Origin of the sequence: Streptomyces sp. NBC_00335 (genome assembly GCF_036127095.1) — a bacterium.
Lineage (GTDB): Bacteria > Actinomycetota > Actinomycetes > Streptomycetales > Streptomycetaceae > Streptomyces.
In genome coordinates, this window is record NZ_CP108006.1 from 2,384,652 (window position 1) to 2,401,888 (window position 17,237).

Annotated in this window: 15 protein-coding genes; 7 read left to right on the forward strand and 8 right to left on the reverse strand. The window is 70.2% G+C overall.

The window, feature by feature from the left end:
• Positions 1–2 precede the first annotated feature (2 nt).
• The 5 genes from OHA37_RS10395 to OHA37_RS10415 form a co-directional block, all read right to left on the reverse strand.
• Entirely contained in the window at positions 3–809 is an 807-nt protein-coding gene (locus OHA37_RS10395; RefSeq protein ID WP_266904051.1) for an ABC transporter permease, read from the reverse strand.
• Positions 809–1,738 (reverse strand): ABC transporter permease, encoded by a 930-nt coding sequence (locus tag OHA37_RS10400; protein WP_243337601.1) that lies wholly within the window; start codon positions 1,736–1,738, stop codon positions 809–811. The genes OHA37_RS10395 and OHA37_RS10400 overlap by 1 nt, the downstream gene beginning before the upstream one ends.
• A complete protein-coding gene (locus OHA37_RS10405) occupies positions 1,735–2,886 on the reverse strand; it encodes an ABC transporter ATP-binding protein (RefSeq protein WP_266904052.1) in 1,152 nt (383 codons plus the stop codon). Before OHA37_RS10405 ends, OHA37_RS10400 begins: the two co-directional genes overlap by 4 nt.
• A gap of 83 nt (positions 2,887–2,969) precedes the next feature.
• The gene (locus OHA37_RS10410; RefSeq protein WP_266904053.1) at positions 2,970–4,220 is read right to left on the reverse strand and encodes a polyamine ABC transporter substrate-binding protein; all 1,251 of its coding nucleotides are present in this window, start codon (positions 4,218–4,220) and stop codon (positions 2,970–2,972) included.
• A 51-nt stretch (positions 4,221–4,271) separates the two neighbouring features.
• Entirely contained in the window at positions 4,272–5,798 is a 1,527-nt protein-coding gene (locus OHA37_RS10415; RefSeq protein ID WP_266912651.1) for a gamma-aminobutyraldehyde dehydrogenase, read from the reverse strand.
• A gap of 194 nt (positions 5,799–5,992) precedes the next feature.
• On the opposite strand from OHA37_RS10415, the gene OHA37_RS10420 reads away from it, so the two are divergent.
• The 7 genes from OHA37_RS10420 to OHA37_RS10450 all read left to right on the forward strand — a co-directional run bounded on the left by OHA37_RS10420 (position 5,993) and on the right by OHA37_RS10450 (position 13,853).
• Positions 5,993–6,544, forward strand: coding sequence for an NADAR family protein (locus OHA37_RS10420; RefSeq protein WP_266904054.1), 552 nt, complete (start codon positions 5,993–5,995; stop codon positions 6,542–6,544).
• A gap of 449 nt (positions 6,545–6,993) precedes the next feature.
• Positions 6,994–8,622 carry a TROVE domain-containing protein gene (locus OHA37_RS10425; RefSeq protein WP_266904055.1) on the forward strand — a complete coding sequence of 543 codons (1,629 nt, stop codon included), beginning with the start codon at positions 6,994–6,996 and terminating at the stop codon, positions 8,620–8,622.
• 234 nt (positions 8,623–8,856) lie between these two features.
• Positions 8,857–9,882, forward strand: coding sequence for an adenosine deaminase (locus OHA37_RS10430; RefSeq protein ID WP_266904056.1), 1,026 nt, complete (start codon positions 8,857–8,859; stop codon positions 9,880–9,882).
• Between the two features lie 20 nt (positions 9,883–9,902).
• A complete protein-coding gene (locus OHA37_RS10435) occupies positions 9,903–10,592 on the forward strand; it encodes a glycerophosphodiester phosphodiesterase (protein WP_266904057.1) in 690 nt (229 codons plus the stop codon).
• Between the two features lie 14 nt (positions 10,593–10,606).
• On the forward strand, positions 10,607–11,812 hold the full coding sequence (locus OHA37_RS10440) for a sensor histidine kinase (protein ID WP_443046141.1): 1,206 nt from the start codon (positions 10,607–10,609) through the stop codon (positions 11,810–11,812).
• The gene (locus OHA37_RS10445; RefSeq protein ID WP_266904058.1) at positions 11,809–12,498 is read left to right on the forward strand and encodes a response regulator transcription factor; all 690 of its coding nucleotides are present in this window, start codon (positions 11,809–11,811) and stop codon (positions 12,496–12,498) included. Before OHA37_RS10440 ends, OHA37_RS10445 begins: the two co-directional genes overlap by 4 nt.
• 146 nt (positions 12,499–12,644) lie before the next feature.
• Positions 12,645–13,853, forward strand: a complete 1,209-nt coding sequence (locus tag OHA37_RS10450) for a serine hydrolase domain-containing protein (RefSeq protein ID WP_266904059.1) — start codon at positions 12,645–12,647, stop codon at positions 13,851–13,853.
• A 7-nt stretch (positions 13,854–13,860) separates the two neighbouring features.
• Here OHA37_RS10450 and OHA37_RS10455 read toward each other — a convergent pair whose 3' ends face one another.
• The 3 genes from OHA37_RS10455 to OHA37_RS10465 form a co-directional block, all read right to left on the reverse strand.
• Positions 13,861–14,406: a hypothetical protein gene (locus tag OHA37_RS10455; RefSeq protein WP_266904060.1), complete on the reverse strand. Its 546-nt coding sequence runs from the start codon at positions 14,404–14,406 to the stop codon at positions 13,861–13,863.
• 77 nt (positions 14,407–14,483) lie between these two features.
• The gene (locus OHA37_RS10460) at positions 14,484–15,662 is read right to left on the reverse strand and encodes a polyamine ABC transporter substrate-binding protein (protein WP_266904061.1); all 1,179 of its coding nucleotides are present in this window, start codon (positions 15,660–15,662) and stop codon (positions 14,484–14,486) included.
• A gap of 118 nt (positions 15,663–15,780) precedes the next feature.
• The gene (locus tag OHA37_RS10465; RefSeq protein WP_266904062.1) at positions 15,781–17,220 is read right to left on the reverse strand and encodes a gamma-aminobutyraldehyde dehydrogenase; all 1,440 of its coding nucleotides are present in this window, start codon (positions 17,218–17,220) and stop codon (positions 15,781–15,783) included.
• Positions 17,221–17,237: the final 17 nt, after the last annotated feature.

The window sequence follows — 17,237 nt, forward strand, 5'->3', positions numbered from 1 at the left end:
TGTTACTTGGGCTGTGCTTTCTTGCGGCGGTTGGCGACCATCTGGCCGGCCAGCACCACCAGGACCGCGATGACGAACATCGCGGTGCCGATGACGTTGATCTGTACAGGCGTACCGCGCTGGGCCGATCCCCACACGAACATGGGGAAGGTGACGGTGTTGCCCGAGTTGAAGTTGGTGATGATGAAGTCGTCGAAGGAGAGCGCGAAGGAGAGCAGCGCGCCCGCCGCGATGCCGGGGGCCGCGATCGGCAGGGTGACGCGCAGGAAGGTCTGCACGGGTCCGGCGTAGAGATCGCGGGCCGCTTCCTCCAGGCGGGGGTCCATGGAGAGCACCCGGGCCTTGACGGCGGCGACGACGAAGCTGAGGCAGAACATGACGTGGGCGATCAGGATCGTCCAGAAGCCGAGCTGGATGCCCATGTTGAGGAAGAGGGCCAGCAGGGACGCGGCCATCACGATCTCGGGCATGGCCATCGGCAGGAAGATCAGCGAGTTGACCGCGCCGCGACCGCGGAAGCGGTAGCGGACCATCGCGAAGGCGATCGCGGTGCCCAGCACGGTCGCGCCGATGGTGGACCACAGCGCGATCTGCAGCGACAGGGACAGCGACCCGCACATGTCGGCGACCCCGCAGGGGTCCTTCCACGCGTCGAGGGAGAACTCCTGCCAGGCGTAGTTGAACCGCCCGGTGGGGTTGTTGAAGGAGAAGACCGTGACGACGACGTTCGGCAGGATCAGGTACGCGAGCGTGCCGAGCCCCGCGATCACGACGAAATGGCTGCGCAGCCAGGTGGTGGCGCTCTTCATCAGACCAGGTCCTCCGTCCCCGCTCGGCGGATGTAGATGGTGACCATGACGAGCACGATGGCCATGAGGATGAAGGACAGGGCGGCCGCGGTCGGGTAGTCGAGGATGCGCAGGTACTGCGACTGGATGACGTTGCCGATCATGCGGGTGTCCGTGGAGCCGAGCAGTTCGGCGTTGACGTAGTCGCCGCTCGCCGGGATGAAGGTGAGCAGGGTTCCGGAGACCACGCCCGGCATGGACAGCGGGAAGGTCACCTTGCGGAAGACCGTGGCGGGACGGGCGTACAGGTCCCCGGCCGCCTCGTGGAGGCGGGTGTCGATGCGCTCCAGCGAGGTGTAGAGCGGAAGGATCATGAAGGGGAGGAAGTTGTACGTCAGACCGCAGACGACCGCGAGCGGCGTGGCGAGCACGCGGTCGCCCTCGGTCATGCCGAGCCAGCTGGTGACGTCCAGGAAGCCGACCGTGTTGAGCACGTCGACCACCGGGCCGCCGTCGGCCAGGATCGTCTTCCAGGCGAGGGTGCGGATCAGGAAGCTGGTGAAGAACGGGGCGATGACCAGCACCAGCAGCAGGTTGCGCCAGCGGCCCGCCTTGAAGGCGATCAGGTAGGCCAGCGGATAGCCCAGCAGCAGGCACAGCGCGGTCGCGGTGCCGGCGTAGAGCAGGGAGCGCAGGAACTGCGGGTAGTACTCGGTGAAGGCGTCCCAGTAGGTCTGGAAGTGCCAGGTGACCTTGAAGCCCTCTTCGAGGGAGCCGGTCTGCACCGAGGTCGAGGCCTGGTAGATCATCGGCAGCACGAAGAAGACGAGCAGCCACAGGATGCCCGGGAGCAGCAGCCAGTACGGGACCAGGCGCTTCTTCAGGGACGGCTTGTGGACCGGGGGCTCGGCGGATACTGCGACCTCGGGCAGGGTCGCGGGGGCCGTCACGCTCCCTCCCCGACCGTCTCGATGCCCGCGTCGATGTCCTGGGCCGCGTCGAGACCGAAGGTGTGGTCCGGGTTCCAGTGCAGTATCACGTCGGCGCCGGGGGTGAGGCGGGCGTCGCGCTCGATGTTCTGCACGTACACCTCCAGCTCCGGGCAGACCGGGCTGTCGATGACGAACTGGGTGGAGACTCCGATGAAGGAGGAGGCCACGATCTTGCCGGCGACCTTGTTGCGGCCGGTCTCGATGGTGTCCTCGGCGTCCGCGTGGACCAGGGAGATCTTCTCCGGGCGCACCCCGACCAGCAGCTTGCCGCCGGCGCGGGGCGTGGTCGAACATCGCGACGCCGGGACGCGCAGCTTGGTACCGGCCGAGGAGACCACGACGTCGGACGCGCCGGCTTCCAGGACCTCGGCCTCGATGAGGTTGGAGGTGCCGAGGAAGTTCGCCACGAAGGTCGTCTTCGGGTTCTCGTAGAGCTCGGCGGGGGCACCGAGCTGCTCGACGCGGCCGCCGTTCATCACGGCGACCGTGTCGGCCATGGTCATGGCCTCCTCCTGGTCGTGCGTGACGTGCACGAAGGTGATGCCGACCTCGGTCTGGATCCGCTTGAGCTCCAGCTGCATCTGGCGGCGCAGCTTGAGGTCGAGGGCGCCGAGCGGCTCGTCGAGGAGCAGTACCTGCGGGTGGTTGATGAGCGCGCGGGCGACGGCGACGCGCTGCTGCTGGCCGCCGGAGAGCTGGTGGGGCTTGCGCCGGGAGAACTGGCCGAGCTGGACCAGCTCCAGCATGTCGTCGACCTGCTTCTTGACCGACTTGATGCCGCGGCGGCGCAGCCCGAAGGCGATGTTCTCCGAGACGTCGAGGTGCGGGAAGAGGGCGTAGCTCTGGAAGACCGTGTTGACCGGGCGCTTGTACGGCGGCAGGTGGGTGACCTCGCGGTCGCCGAGGCTGACGGTGCCGGTGGAGGGCTCCTCCAGGCCGGCGATCATGCGCAGGGTGGTGGTCTTCCCGCAGCCCGAGGCGCCGAGCAGGGCGAAGAAGGACCCCTGGGGGATGGTGAGATCCAGCGGGTGCACGGCGGTGAAGGATCCGTAGTGCTTGCTGATCCCGGCGAGGCGGACGTCGCCGCCTTCGGTCTTGTCAGTCATGGGCCTGGGCCTTCGGTGGTGTGTCGTGGAAGGGGCAGGTGCCGGTTCGGGTGTCTTCGCCGGTGGGGGCGCGGCGGGACCCGTCAGGCTCCGATGAGCTTGGCGAACTTCTCCTCGTACGCCGTCTCTTCCTCGCTGGTGAGGGAGCGGAAGGCGTGCGACTTGGCGGCCATCGCCTTGTCGGGAACGATCAGGACGTTGTCCGCGAGCTCCGGGTCGATCTTGGCCAGCTCGTCCTTGACGCCCTCGACGGGGCAGACGTAGCTGATGTAGGCGGCCAGCTGGGCGGCGACCGGGGGCTCGTAGTAGTAGTCGATGAGCCGCTCGGCGTTGGCCTTGTGCCCGGCCTTCACGGGGACCAGCAGGTTGTCGCTGGAGGTGATGTAGCCGGGCGCCGGGATCGCGTACTGGATGTCCGGGTTGCCGGCCTGCAGCTGGATGACGTCGCCGGCCCAGGCCAGGCAGGCTGCGAGGTCGCCCTTGTCGAGGTCCGCGGTGTAGTCGTTGCCGGTGAAGCGGCGGATCTGCTTCTTGTCCACGCCCTTCTGGAGCCGGCCGATCGCCTCGTCGTAGTCGGCGTCGGTGAACTTCGCCGGGTCCTTGCCCTGGTCGAGCAGGGTCATGCCGACGCTGTCGCGCATCTCGGTGAGGAAACCGACGCGGCCCTTGAGGGAGGGGTCGTCCAGCATCTGCGTGACGGAGTCGACCTTCTTCCCGCCGGTCGCCTTGGTGTTGTAGGCGATGACGGTGTTGATGCCGGTCCACGGGTAGCTGTACGCGCGGCCCGGGTCCCAGTCGGGGCTGCGGAACTGCGGGATCAGGTTGGCGTAGGCGTGCGGGAGCCGGGAGGGGTCCAGCTTCTGCGCCCAGCCGAGCCGGATGATGCGCGAAGCGAGCCAGTCGGTGACGACGATCAGGTCACGGCCGGTGTCCTGGCCCGCCGCGAGCTGCGGCTTGATCTTGCCGAAGAACTCGACGTTGTCGTTGATGTCCTCGGTGTACTTGACCTTGATGCCGGTCCGCTTGGTGAACTCCTCCAGCGTGGGACGGGACTTCTCGTCCTCACTGGTGTCCATGTACTCGGTCCAGTTGGAGAAGTTGATCTCCTTCTCCTGAGCCGAGTGGTCGTCGGAGGCCGCGGCGGTGCCCTCCGCGCGCTTGGCCGGCGGAATGCCGCAGCCGGCCAGCGCGGACAGGCCGCCGAGGGTGAGCGCTCCGACTCCGGAGGCGCGCAGCACGGAGCGGCGGGTGAGGGCGCCGCGCCCGGTGGTGAGGCTGCGCCGCATAGCGGCGAGTTGCGCCGCCGAGAGGCGGTCGGGCTCGAACTGCTCCATGGGAGGTGCCCTTTCGGGATGGGTGCGGGCCGCTGGTCGGGCGGCTACTGGTTATCTGTCCCCGAAGATCGTGCGGTGCCAGTCCTTCGCCGCCACCGCGGTGTTGTCGTACATCACGTGCTTGACCTGCGTGTACTCCTCGAAGGAGTAGGTGCTCATGTCCTTTCCGAAGCCACTGGCCTTGTAGCCCCCGTGCGGCATCTCGCTGATGATCGGGATGTGGTCGTTGACCCAGACGCAGCCCGCCTGGATCTCGCGGGTGGCGCGGTTCGCCCGGTACACGTCACGGCTCCAGGCGGAGGCGGCGAGACCGTACGGGGTGTCGTTGGCCAGCGCGATGCCCTCGTCGTCGGTGTCGAAGGGCAGGACCACCAGGACCGGCCCGAAGATCTCGGACTGGACCACCTCGCTGTCCTGGGCGGCGCCGGAGATCAGCGTGGGCCGGTAGTACGCACCGTCCGCGAGCTCCCCGCCGGGGATCTCCCCACCGGTGACGACGGTGGCGTACGCGCGGGCGCGCTCGACGAAGCCGGCGACCCGGTCGCGGTGGGCGTGCGAGACCAGCGGGCCCAGGTCGGTCGACGGATCGAAGGGGTCTCCGACGCGGACGGTCTCCATCAGCTCGGCGACCCGGGCGACGAAGGCGTCGTGGAGGGGGCGCTGGACGTAGGCACGGGTGGCGGCCGTGCAGTCCTGGCCGGTGTTGATCAGGGAGGCGGCGACGGCTCCGTTGGCGGCGGCCTCCAGATCGGCGTCGTCGAAGACGAGGAAGGGGGCCTTGCCGCCGAGCTCCAGGTGGAGCCGCTTGACGGTGGCGGTGGCGATCTCGGCGACCCGCTTGCCGATGGCGGTGGAGCCGGTGAAGGAGGTCATGACCACGTCCGGGTGGCCCACCAGGTGCTCGCCCGCGTCCCGGCCGGCGCCGGTGACGATGTTGACCACGCCGTCGGGCAGGCCCGCGTCCTTGGCCGCCTGGGCGAACATCAGGGAGGTCAGCGGGGTGAGCTCGGCGGGCTTGAGGACGATGGTGTTGCCCGCGGCGATCGCCGGGAGGATCTTCCAGGCGGCCATCTGCAGCGGATAGTTCCACGGCGCGATGGAACCGACGACCCCGATCGCCTCGCGGCGTACGTACGAGGTGTGGTCCCCGGAGTACTCGCCCGCGGCCTGCCCCTGGAGGTGGCGCGCGGCGCCCGCGAAGAAGGCGGTGTTGTCGATCGTCCCCGGGACGTCGAACTCGGTCGACAGCTTGACCGGCTTGCCGCACTGCAGGGACTCCGCGTACGCGAACTCCTCGGCCCGCTCGGCCAGCACTGCGGCCAGCCGGTGCAGCGCGTCGGAGCGCTCCCCGGGGGTGGCCCCCGACCAGCCGGGGAAGGCCCGCTTGGCGGCGGCGACGGCGGCGTCCACGTCGGCGGTGGAGGCCAGCTCGTAAGTGAGCACCCCCTCGCCCGTGGCGGGGTCGACCACGGTGTGTGACCGACCCGAGGTGCCGGGCCGCAGCTGCCCGTCGATGTACTGCGCGCCTTCGGCGAATCGGTCCTTGACCTGGACCTTGACCTGGAAGCGGTTGCCCATCACGCTCTCACGCTCTCCGTAGCTACAGTTCGAGCTACAGCTCGAATTGAGTGCCGATCCTGGCAGAGGTACACCCCTCGGCCAAGTGATTCCGTTGTTGCCTTTTGATTACGCGACGGAATCGGTCGACCATGTGTCGAGGCGCGCCCGAAATCCCGTACGAAGTGTCCGGTGCTCCTGCGAGACTCACATGCATGGAGATGATCGAGGAACTGATCGGGCAGGTCAGCCGGGGTGAGAGGCTGAAGTTCCTGCCGTTCTGGGGACACCGTCCGCGACCCGACGGCACGCTCGGACCGAGCTGCCTCAGTCAGTGGTGGCCGTCCGAGTTCACCGTGGGTGACGTGCGGTACGCGACCGCCGAGCACTGGATGATGGCCGGAAAGGCGCGCCTGTTCGAAGATCCCGAAGCCGAGCGGGCGGCGCTGGAGGCGAAGACTCCGGCCGAGGCGAAGAAGGCCGGGCGGCTGGTGCGCGGCTTCGACAACGCGGTGTGGGAGCGGGAGCGGTTCGCGCTGGTGGTGGAGGGCAGCGTGCACAAGTTCGGCTCCGATCCGGCGCTGGCCTCGTACCTGCTCTCGACCGGGAACCGGGTCCTGGTGGAGGCCAGCCCGATGGACCGGATCTGGGGCATAGGGCTGGCCGCCGACGACGAGCGCGCGCTGGACCCGGCGCGCTGGCGCGGCCTGAACCTGCTGGGCTTCGCGCTCATGGAGGCGCGCGAGCGGCTGCGGGCGGGGCTTTAATCGCTCGCGGCCGCCGGGGGTGTGCGTCTAGCGTGATCCTTGTCCAGGTGCGCAGGCGCGACCTACTTCGACTCATAATCGGGCGGCCGCGGGTTCGAGTCCCGTCACCGGCTTCGGGCCGGTGTAGCTCAGTTGGTAGAGCACCTTGTGGTTTCGCCGACCTCGATCTCTGGACACCCACGTTCGCACCTCCCGGTGCGCAGGCCACGGCTACTTCTTCCACGAAACAACGCCGCGGCCACTTCTTCCTCGGGAGGCGCACGTGCGGAGTGCCCGGTGCGCAGGCAACGGTTACTTCCGGATCAACGTGTCGCGGGTTCGAGTCCCGCCCGGCTCCGGCCGGTAGCTCAGTTGGGTAGAGCAGTCGACACAGTCCGTCGCCGACTTCGATCTCGGGCATTCCGCACGTCACGCCTCCCCCGCTTTCCACTGAATTCGGGGGGATTCACATGGCTCGTTTCAACCTGCTCCGCTCCAAGGCGCCGCCCACCGCACCCGCGGCGTCCACCGCACCCACCTCACCGGTCCGCTCGACCGGCCGCCGCGCCGCCAACGCGCAGGGCAGCCCCGGCTTCGTCCGCGATCCGCGCTCCGAGCTGTTCCTGCTCGCCGTCGCCAACTTCGTGACGCAGCAGACCGCCTACGAGTCCGGCGGGGCCCGCGACGACCGGTTCGGCGCGCTCGTGCGCACCCTTGCCGTGGAGGATCCCGAGTGGACCGCCGGCCTGCTCGGCTGGCTGCGCCGCGACGGCAACATGCGGACGGCTTCGCTCGTCGGAGCCGCCGAGTACGTCAAGGCGCGGCTCGACGCCGGAGCGACCGGGGGGCCCTCGAACCGGCAGGTCGTGGACTCCGTACTGCTGCGCGCGGACGAGCCCGGCGAGCTGCTCGCCTACTGGACCGCCACGTACGGGCGGGGCGTGCCCAAGCCCGTCAAGCGCGGGATCGCCGACGCGGTGCGCCGCCTCTACTCCGGCAACGCGCTGCTGAAGTACGACACCGCCTCCCGGGGATACCGCTTCGGCGACGTCCTCAACCTCGTGCACGCCTCCCCCGACCCGGACAAGCCCTGGCAGGGCGAGCTGTTCCGGCACGCCCTCGACCGCCGGCACAACCCGGAGACCGCCGAGGTCCCGCCGGGCAACCGCACCCTGCTCGCGCACCGGGCCCTGATGGAGCTGCCCGTCGCGGAGCGCCGGGCCGTGGTCACCGCCCCGGACGGCGCCGAGCGGCTCGCCGCGGCGGGCATGACCTGGGAGGCGTTGGCCGGCTGGCTGCAGGGGCCGATGGACGCGGCCGCCTGGGAGGCGGTCATCCCGTCCATGGGCGCGATGGCGCTGCTGCGCAACCTGCGCAACTTCGACCAGGCCGGAGTCTCGGACGAGGTCGCCGAGCGGGTCGCGGCGAAGATCTCCGACCCGGAGACCGTCGCCCGGGCCCGGCAGTTCCCCTTCCGCTACCTGGCCGCCCACCAGCACGCGCCCTCGCTGCGCTGGGCGTACCCGCTGGAGCGGGCGCTGGGCCACTCCCTGGCCCACGTACCGGCGCTGCCGGGGCGGACGCTGGTCCTGGTGGACCGGTCCGGGTCGATGTGGGCTCCGCTGTCGGACCGCTCGCAGCTCAACCGGGCCGACGCGGCGGCCGTCTTCGGCACGGCGCTGGCGCTGCGCGCCGAGGACGCGGACCTGGTGCAGTTCGGCTCCACGAGCAAGGCGGTCGACTACCGGCGGGGAGAGTCGGTGCTGAAGGTGCTGGAGCGGTTCGAGGACCTCGGCGGCACCTGCACGACCAAGGCGGTGGCCGCGCACTACGCGGGGCACGACCGGGTCCTGATCGTCACCGACGAGCAGACCACGTACTCCTACGGCGGCGATCCGACGGCCCTGGTGCCGGACACGGTCCCCGTCTACACCTGGAACCTCGCCGGGTACCGGGTGGGCCACGCGCCCTCCGGGTCCTCGAACCGGCACACCTTCGGCGGGCTCACCGACGCGGCCTTCCGCATGGTGTCCCTGATCGAGGACGGCCGGGACGCCAGGTGGCCCTGGGAGACCGGTCGGGCGGACGCGGCCGCCTGACGGCTCGGCGCGAGGGGCCGGGCCGGGACGTGGGCGCCCCGGCCCGGCCCGGCCCGGCGGCGTCTGCCCCGGCAGCGGCGCCCAGGGTCTCGCGACTCGGGGCTCTGACCGGTCATACGGCGCCCCCTCTCGTACGGCCATGCTGAGCGCTCCCTCCGACAAGCCCCTTCGGCGGTGCGGGTCCTGCCTACGATGAAGCCGTTCCATCCGCACGCGTCCTTCGGAGGCACCCTCATGTCCGACCTGCACCCCTTCATTGCGGGGCTGCCCAAGGCCGAACTGCACGTCCACCACGTCGGCTCGGCCTCCCCCCGCATCGTGGCCGAACTCGCCTCCCGGCACCCCGACTCCAAGGTCCCCACGGACCCCGAGGCCATCGCCGACTACTTCACCTTCACCGACTTCGCGCACTTCATCGAGGTCTACCTCTCCGTCGTCGACCTGGTCCGCACCCCCGACGACGTGCGCCACCTCACCTTCGAGATCGCCCGCGACATGGCCCGGCAGAACATCCGGTACGCCGAGCTCACCATCACCCCGTACTCCTCCACCCGCCGCGGAATCGAGGAGAAGGCCTTCATGGAGGCCATCGAGGACGCCCGCAAGGCCGCCGAGACCGAGCTCGGCGTGATCCTGCGCTGGTGCTTCGACATCCCCGGCGAAGCCGGCGAGGAAGCCGCCGCCGAGACCGCCCGCCTCGCCGTGGACCTGCGCCCCGAGGGCCTGGTCTCCTTCGGCCTGGGCGGCCCCGAGGTCGGGGTGCCGCGCCCGCAGTTCAAGCCGTACTTCGACGCCGCCCGCGCCGCCGGACTGCACAGCGTGCCGCACGCCGGCGAGACCACCGGCCCCGAGACCATCTGGGACGCGATCCGCGAGCTGGGCGCCGAGCGCATCGGCCACGGCACCAGCGCCACCCGGGACCCGGAGCTGCTCGCCTACCTCGCCGAGCACCGCATCGCGCTGGAGGTCTGCCCCACCTCCAACATCGCCACCCGCGCCGTCGCCACCCTCGACGAGCACCCCGTCAAGGAGATGGTGGCGGCCGGCGTGCTCGTCACCATCAACAGCGACGACCCGCCGATGTTCGGCTCCGACCTCAACAACGAGTACGCGGTGGCCGCGCGGCTGCTGGACCTCGACGAGCGCGGTCTCGCCCAGCTCGCGAAGAACGCCGTCGAGGCCTCCTTCCTGGACCAGGCCGGCAAGGCGAAGCTCACCGCCGAGATCGACACGTACACCTCCGCCTGGCTCGCTTCCTGACGGCTGCGCAGAATGGGTGCATGCGCACCCTGACTGCCGTAGGCCACCGCGGGGATCCCTACCGCGTCCGCGAGAACACCCTGCCCTCGATCCGCTCCGCCTTCGACCGGGGGGCGAACGCGGTGGAGATCGACGTGCGGACGACCCGCGACGGGGTGCCCGTACTGCTCCACGACGAGGACCTCCAGCGGCTGTGGGGCCATGACGTACGGCTCGAAGACGTCACGGCCCCGCAGCTGCGGGAGCTGACGGACGGCGGGATCCCGACGCTGCGCGACGCCCTGCTGGCCGCCGGAGCGGGCCGGGTCATGATCGATCTGCCGGGTGCGACGGCCGAGACCGTACGGACCGTCGTCGGTCAGGTCCGCGAGTGCGGGGCCCGCGACCGTACGTACTACTGCGCGGGTCCGGCCACCATGCTGGCGGTCCGAGCCGCCGATCCGGGCGCCGAGATCGCGCTGACGTGGACCACCCTGGCTCCCCCGCGCCGGGTGCTGATCGAAGCGGTGGCCCCGACCTGGCTCAACTACCGCTTCGGGCTGGTCGGCCCGGAGCTGGTCGACGCCCTGCACCGGGACGGCCTGCTGGTGTCGGCCTGGACCCCGGACACGAAGCGCGCGATGCGTGCGCTGGTCAGGGCCGGGGTGGACTCGATCACGACGAACCGGGTGGACGCGCTGGGAGCCGTACGGGCCGAGCTCGGCCGGTGAGCCGCGCTCGACTGGTGAAGCGTGCCTGGGGGGAGCTCGGAGCGTGGATCCGGCGGGCCGGTCCGCGCCGGCAGGACCTGGGGCTGACGCTGCTGGTGCAACTGGCCGTCACGATGCCGTTCGTGGTGCCCCGGTCGGCCGATCTGCCGCCCGCGGACTGGGCCTCGTACGCGATGACCACGCTCGGCGTGCTCCCGCTGATCTGGCGGCGGCGGGCCCCGGTCGCGGTGCTGGCCGCGATCCTGCTGGTCGGCGGCGCGTACAAACTGACCATCGACGGACCGGGGCAGCCACTTCCGTACGCGGGGCTGATCGCCTTCTACACGGTCGCCCTGCTGTGCACGGCCCGGGTCCGGATGGGGGTCGGCTGGATCGCGGTCCTCACGGTCTCCCTGTCGGTCGGGTGGAACACCGCCACCGCGCGCGAACTGCTCTTCACCCTCTTCGTCTCGGGCGCGGCCTACGCGCTGGGCCGGCTCCAGCACACCCGGCAGGCTTACACGGCGGCCCTCCTGGACCGGGCCGCCCAGCTGGAGCGGGCCAACAGGATCGAGGCGGAACAGGCGGCCGCCCGCGAACGGGCCCGGATCGCGCGGGAGATGCACGACATCCTCTCGCACGCGGTGAGCATCATGATCGTGCAGGCGGAGGCCGGCCCGGTGGCCGTACGCAGGGCCCCCGAGCGGGCCGAGGCCGCGTTCGAGGCCATCGCGGAGACGGGCCGCGACGCGATGGCCCAACTCCGCACGATGCTGGGCGTGCTGCGCACCGACGAGGCGGCGCCGCGCTCCCCGCAGCCCGGCATCGGGGAGCTCGCGGGGCTGCTGGAGCGGGTCCGGGGCAGCGGCCTGGAGGTGACCTACGAGCGCACGGGCCCGGTGCGCGCCCTGCCGGCGGCGCTGGAGGCGACGGTGCACCGGGTGGTGCAGGAGGCGCTGACCAATGTGGTCAAGCACGCCGGGGCTGCGGCGGTGGCCGTGCGCCTGGAGTACGGGGAGCGGGAGCTCACCGTGACGGTCACGGACGACGGGCGGGGGCCGGGTGTTCTGCCGCGCACGGGCTCCGTACCGGGGGCGCGACCGGGCGGGCACGGCCTGATCGGGATCCGGGAGCGGGCCGCCGCCCACGGCGGGACCGCGCGGTCGGGCCCCCGCCCGGACGGCACAGGCTTCGAAGTGCGGGTCGTCCTTGTAACGTCGGGCGCGGAGGTGGGGAAGTGACGATCCGTGTGGTGGTGGCCGACGACCAGGAACTGGTGCGCAGCGGCTTCGCGATGATCCTGGACGTCCAGGAGGACATCGAGGTGGTGGCGGAGGTCGGGGACGGGGCGGCGGCGGTCGCGGCGGTACGGTCCCTCGCGCCCGACGTGGCACTGCTGGACGTGCGGATGCCCGTGCTGGACGGGATCGAGGCGTGCCGGGAGATCTCGGGGACGAGTTCCTGCCGGACGGTGATGCTGACGACCTTCGACTCGGACGAGTACGTGTACGAGGCGCTGCACGCGGGGGCCAGCGGGTTCCTGCTCAAGGACGTGCGGCGGGACGATCTGGTGCACGCCGTACGGGTGGTGGCGGCGGGCGAGTCCCTGCTGGCGCCTTCGGTGGCCCGGCGGCTGATCGCGGAGTACACGGCGGCGACGGCCCGGCCGGCGGCCGGGGAGGCGCTGTCCGCGGAGCGGCTGGAGGTCCTGACGGCCCGGGAGCGGGAGACGCTGCTCCACCTGGGGCGGGGGCTGTCGAACGCGGAGCTCGCGGTGGAGCTGATGGTGAGCGAGCACACGGTCAAATCGCATGTGGGCAACGTGCTGTCGAAGCTGGGGCTGCGGGACCGGATCCAGGCGGTGATCTGCGCGTACGAGACGGGTCTGATAGCGGCTGGCTCTTCGGTATCTCCCTCTGGGGAGTGAGACGGGTCGTATCTCCTCGCTCTCGGTGGTGAGTTGTCGTACCGGCAAAGACCCCTCTCGGTGGTGATCCGCAACTACCCCTGTGACCAGCAGCATTGAGGTCATCGGGGCGAAAGTCGCCCGGAGAGCCGACAGGGGGATCCACCATGAACCGAGCGACCCGCACGCTGATCGCCACCGCCCTGGTCCTGGGCGTCGCGGCCGGACCGGCCGCCGCCCACGCCGGGTCGGCGGGGGCGTCCGCCCCGGCCGCGAGCTCCGCGACGCAGGGGCCCGCGCCGCTGGTCTCCACCCCGCCGAACGCCACGGCGCTGGAGCAGGCGATCGCCGGGCTCGGCGCCGGGCACAAGGAGGCGACGGCCGCGCTGGTACGAGTGGGCGGCGCGAGCGGCGCCTGGCGGGGCAGTTCCGGCGTCGCGGACATCCGCACCGGGCGTGCGGCCATCGAGGAGGGCCGGTTCCGGGCCGGCTCGGTGACCAAGGTCTTCACCTCGGCGGTGGTGCTCCAGCTCGCGGCCGAGGGCAAGCTGGACCTCGACGGGCCGGTCCGCCGGTACCTGCCCGGGACGATCCCCGAGGCGTACGGCGCGGTCACGGTCCGGCAGCTGCTCAACCACACCAGCGGGATACCGGCGGCCGACGGTCCGGGCGACTCCTTCGAGGCGCAGTGGGAGCACCGCTTCGACGTGACCGATCCGCACGACCAGATCGCCGACGCGGTGGCCAAGAGCCCCGAGTTCGTCCCGGGCACGGTCCAGCACTACCTGAACATCAACTACACGGTGCTGGGCGTGCTGATCGAGAAGGTGACGGGCACGACGTACGAGAAGGCGGTCGCCTCTCGGGTCCTGAAGCCGCTGGGGCTGCGGGACACCTCGTTCCCGGGCCGTTTCCAGACCCGCATACCGGGTCGCCACAACCACGGGTACCAGGCGGTGACGCGCGAGGACGGTTCCACGGAGCTTCGGGACGTGACCGAGTGGAACTCCTCGGACCGGTGGGCGGCGGGCGACATCATCTCCACCACGGCCGATCTGGAGCGGTTCACCTTCGCCCTGTTCAGCGGACGCCTCGTGCCGGCGGCGCAGCTCGAGGAGATGTTCACGGTCCCCGGGGTGAAGGACTTCGCCACGGGCAAGGCCGCGACGATGACGGCCGGTTTGTCGCGGATCAAGCTGCCCGACGGCACGGTCGCCTGGGGCAAGTCGGGTGGCCGGCACGGGTACAACACGGCGATAGGCGGGACCCGCGACCTGTCCCGCACCCTCGTGTACTCGGTCAACGCGACCGATGCCAAGGGCCAGGACATGAACTCGGTCGCCCTCGCCGTCGTCATGGCCGCCTTCGCCAAGTAGCGCGTACTCAGCCCCGGGCTGCGGCCAGGTCCGTTGCCGGGTCCGTGGCCGGGTCCGACGCCGCAGCCGTGGCCAGGTCCCGATCGGGGTCCACCGGCATGGCCTCCAGGCGCTTGATCATGCGACGCAGGGCCAGCAGGGGGATCACCCCGAAGACGCCGAAGGAGATGTCGATCAGCGACCAGTAGAGGGGGATCCCCCGGATGGGCCCGCAGATCAGGGCCAGCGGAATGATGCCGGCGCAGGCGATCATGCCGGCCTCGACGATCCAGACGTTGCGGACGGGGTCTCGGTGGACTCCGTAGAAGAACACCGCGATCACCAGGTGGGCGAAGGCGAGCCAGTCCGTGCCGTAGAGGAGGAAGGGGTACTCGGAGTCCGCCCGCTCCAGGCCGTCGCCGACACGGCGCAGCCACTCGTTGTCCACCAGGGCATTGGCCCAGTGGAGTTCGCTCACCAGGGGAAAGGCGGTGAGTCCGCTCAGCACGAGGCAGACGAGGAACAGGGCAAGCCAGGCACGGATCCGCCGCAGAAGGGCGCTTCTCTCGCTCATGAAAGGGAGCCTACCCAGTTTTCTGAACATGTTCAGCATAATTGCTGAACATGTTCAGTTCCGCCGCAAGATCGTGATCAGAGCCCGACGATGCCGTTCCAGCGCTTGGCGAAGGAAGAGCGCTCGGCGGAGGAGATGTCGCGGGCCACGACGAGCCGCTTGCGCATGTCCTCGTCGGGGAAGATCAGCGGGTTCTCGGCCAGTTCGGCGGTCTCCTGGTCGTCGGAGGCGGCCAGCACCTCGCGGGCGGCCGGGACCGGGCAGACGTAGTTGACGTAGGCGGCGAGCAGCGCGGCCACCTCCGGGTCGTAGTAGTAGTCGATCAGGGCTTCCGCATTGGCCTTGTGCCGGGCCAGGTTGGGGACGAGCAGGCTCTCCGCCCAGAGCTCGCCGCCCTCCTCGGGAACCACGAACTCGATGTCGGGGTTGTCGGCCTGGAGCTGGATCACGTCTCCGGAGTAGGCCTGGCAGGCCAGTACGTCGCCCTTGCCGAGATCGGAGGTGTAGTCGTTGCCGGTGAAGCGGCGGATGTGCTTCTTCTTCACCATGCTCTCGACCTGGTCGCACACCCGGTGGAAGTCGGATTCGGTCCACTTGGTCACGTCGACGCCGTTGCCCTGCATCAGCAGGGAGAAGGACTCGTCGAGACCGGAGAAGAGCGTGACCTTGCCGGCCAGGTCCGGGTGCCACAGGTCCTTGACGGACTTGATCTCCCGGCCGAGCGCCTTGCGGTTGTAGGCGATGCCGGTGATCCCCGACTGCCAGGGGACGGTGTGCAGCCGGCCCTCGTCGAAGGCCGGGGAGCGCAGCTGCGGGTCCAGGTGCTTGGCCACGTTCGCCTGCGCCGAGCGGTCCATCTTCTGGGCCCAGCCCAGGCGGACGAAGCGGGCGGCCATCCAGTCGCTGACCACGACCAGGTCGTGTCCGGTCTGCTGGCGGTTCATCAGGGACGGGCTGATCTTGCCGAAGAACTCGTCGTTGTCGTTGATCTCCTCGGTGTACCGGACCTCGATGCCGGTCTTCTCCGCGAAGGCGTCCAGCGTCGGGCGCCGGCTCTCGTCCTCTTCGTCGGTGTCGATGTAGAGGGGCCAGTTGGAGAAGGAGACGCTCCGGTCGCTCTCGGAGTGGTCCTGACCCTCCCGTCGGCTCTCGGGGACGTACGCGGCGGGGACACCACAGCCGGGAAGGGCGGCCAGCAGGCCCACGGCACCGAGGCCGCGCAGCGCCGCGCGACGGGAAAAGGCGAGTTCAGGCATGGGACGAGCCTGGTGGAACGCCAAAGGGCGGGCAATAGACATGTTGTCTACTGCCCGCCCCTTCAAGGCTGTGACCTGGTCAATGCGGCGGCCGGCAGGCCGCCCGCCCGGCCTTCGGTCAGCCGCCGAGCGAGGTCATGACGTGCTTGATGCGCGTGTAGTCCTCGAAGCCGTAGGCGGAGAGGTCCTTGCCGTAGCCGGACTTCTTGTATCCGCCGTGGGGCATCTCGGCGACGAGCGGGATGTGGGTGTTGATCCACACGCAGCCGAAGTCGAGGTTCTTGGACATCCGCATCGCGCGGCCGTGGTCCTTGGTCCACACGGACGAGGCGAGGGCGAACTCGACGTCGTTCGCGTACGCCAGGGCCTGATCCTCGTCCGTGAAGGACTGGACCGTGATGACGGGGCCGAAGACCTCGTTCTGGATGATCTCGTCGTCCTGCTTGAGGCCGGAGACCACGGTCGGGGCGTAGAAGTAGCCCTTCTCGCCGACCTGGTGGCCGCCCGCCTCGACCTTGGCGTGGGCGGGGAGGCGCTCGATGAAGCCCGCGACCTGCTTGAGCTGGTTCGGGTTGTTCAGCGGGCCGTAGAGCACGTCCTCGTCGTCCGGCTGGCCGGTCTTGGTGTCGGCCGCGTTCTTGGCCAGCGCCGCGACGAACTCGTCGTGGATCGACTCGTGGACCAGGACGCGACAGGCGGCCGTACAGTCCTGGCCGGCGTTGAAGAAGCCCGCGACCGCGATGTCCTCGGCGGCCTTGGCGATGTCGGCGTCCTCGAAGACCACGACGGGAGCCTTGCCACCGAGCTCCAGGTGGACGCGCTTGACGTCCTTGGAGGCGCTCTCGGCGACCTGCATGCCCGCGCGCACCGAGCCGGTGATGGAGGCCATCGCCGGAGTGCTGTGCTCGACCATGGCCCGGCCGGTCTCGCGGTCGCCGCAGACGACGTTGAAGACGCCCTTGGGCAGGATCGAGCCGATGATCTCGGCCATCAGGATGGTGGAGGCCGGGGTGGTGTCCGAGGGCTTGAGGACCACGGTGTTGCCCGCGGCGATGGCCGGGGCGAACTTCCAGACGGCCATCATCATCGGGTAGTTCCACGGCGCGACCTGGGCGCAGACGCCGACCGGCTCACGGCGGACGATGGAGGTCATGCCCTCCATGTACTCGCCGGCCGAACGGCCCTCGAGCAGGCGGGCGGCACCGGCGAAGAAGCGGATCTGGTCCACCATCGGCGGCAGCTCCTCGCTGGCCGTGAGGCCGAGCGGCTTGCCGGTGTTCTCCGACTCGGTGGCGACCAGCTCGTCCGCGCGCGCCTCGAAGGCGTCCGCGATCTTCAGCAGTGCCTTCTGGCGCTCGGAGGGGGTCGCGTCGCGCCACGCCGGGAAGGCGGCCGCGGCCGCGGCCATGGCGGCGTCGACGTCCGCCTGGCCGGAGAGGGGGGCGGTCGCGTACGCCTCGCCCGTGGCGGGGTTGACCACCTCGGTGGTCCGCCCGTCGGCGGCGTCCTTGAACTCCCCGCCGATGTAGTTGCGCAGACGACGCAGTTCGGTGGTCACTACAGCCACACTCCTGT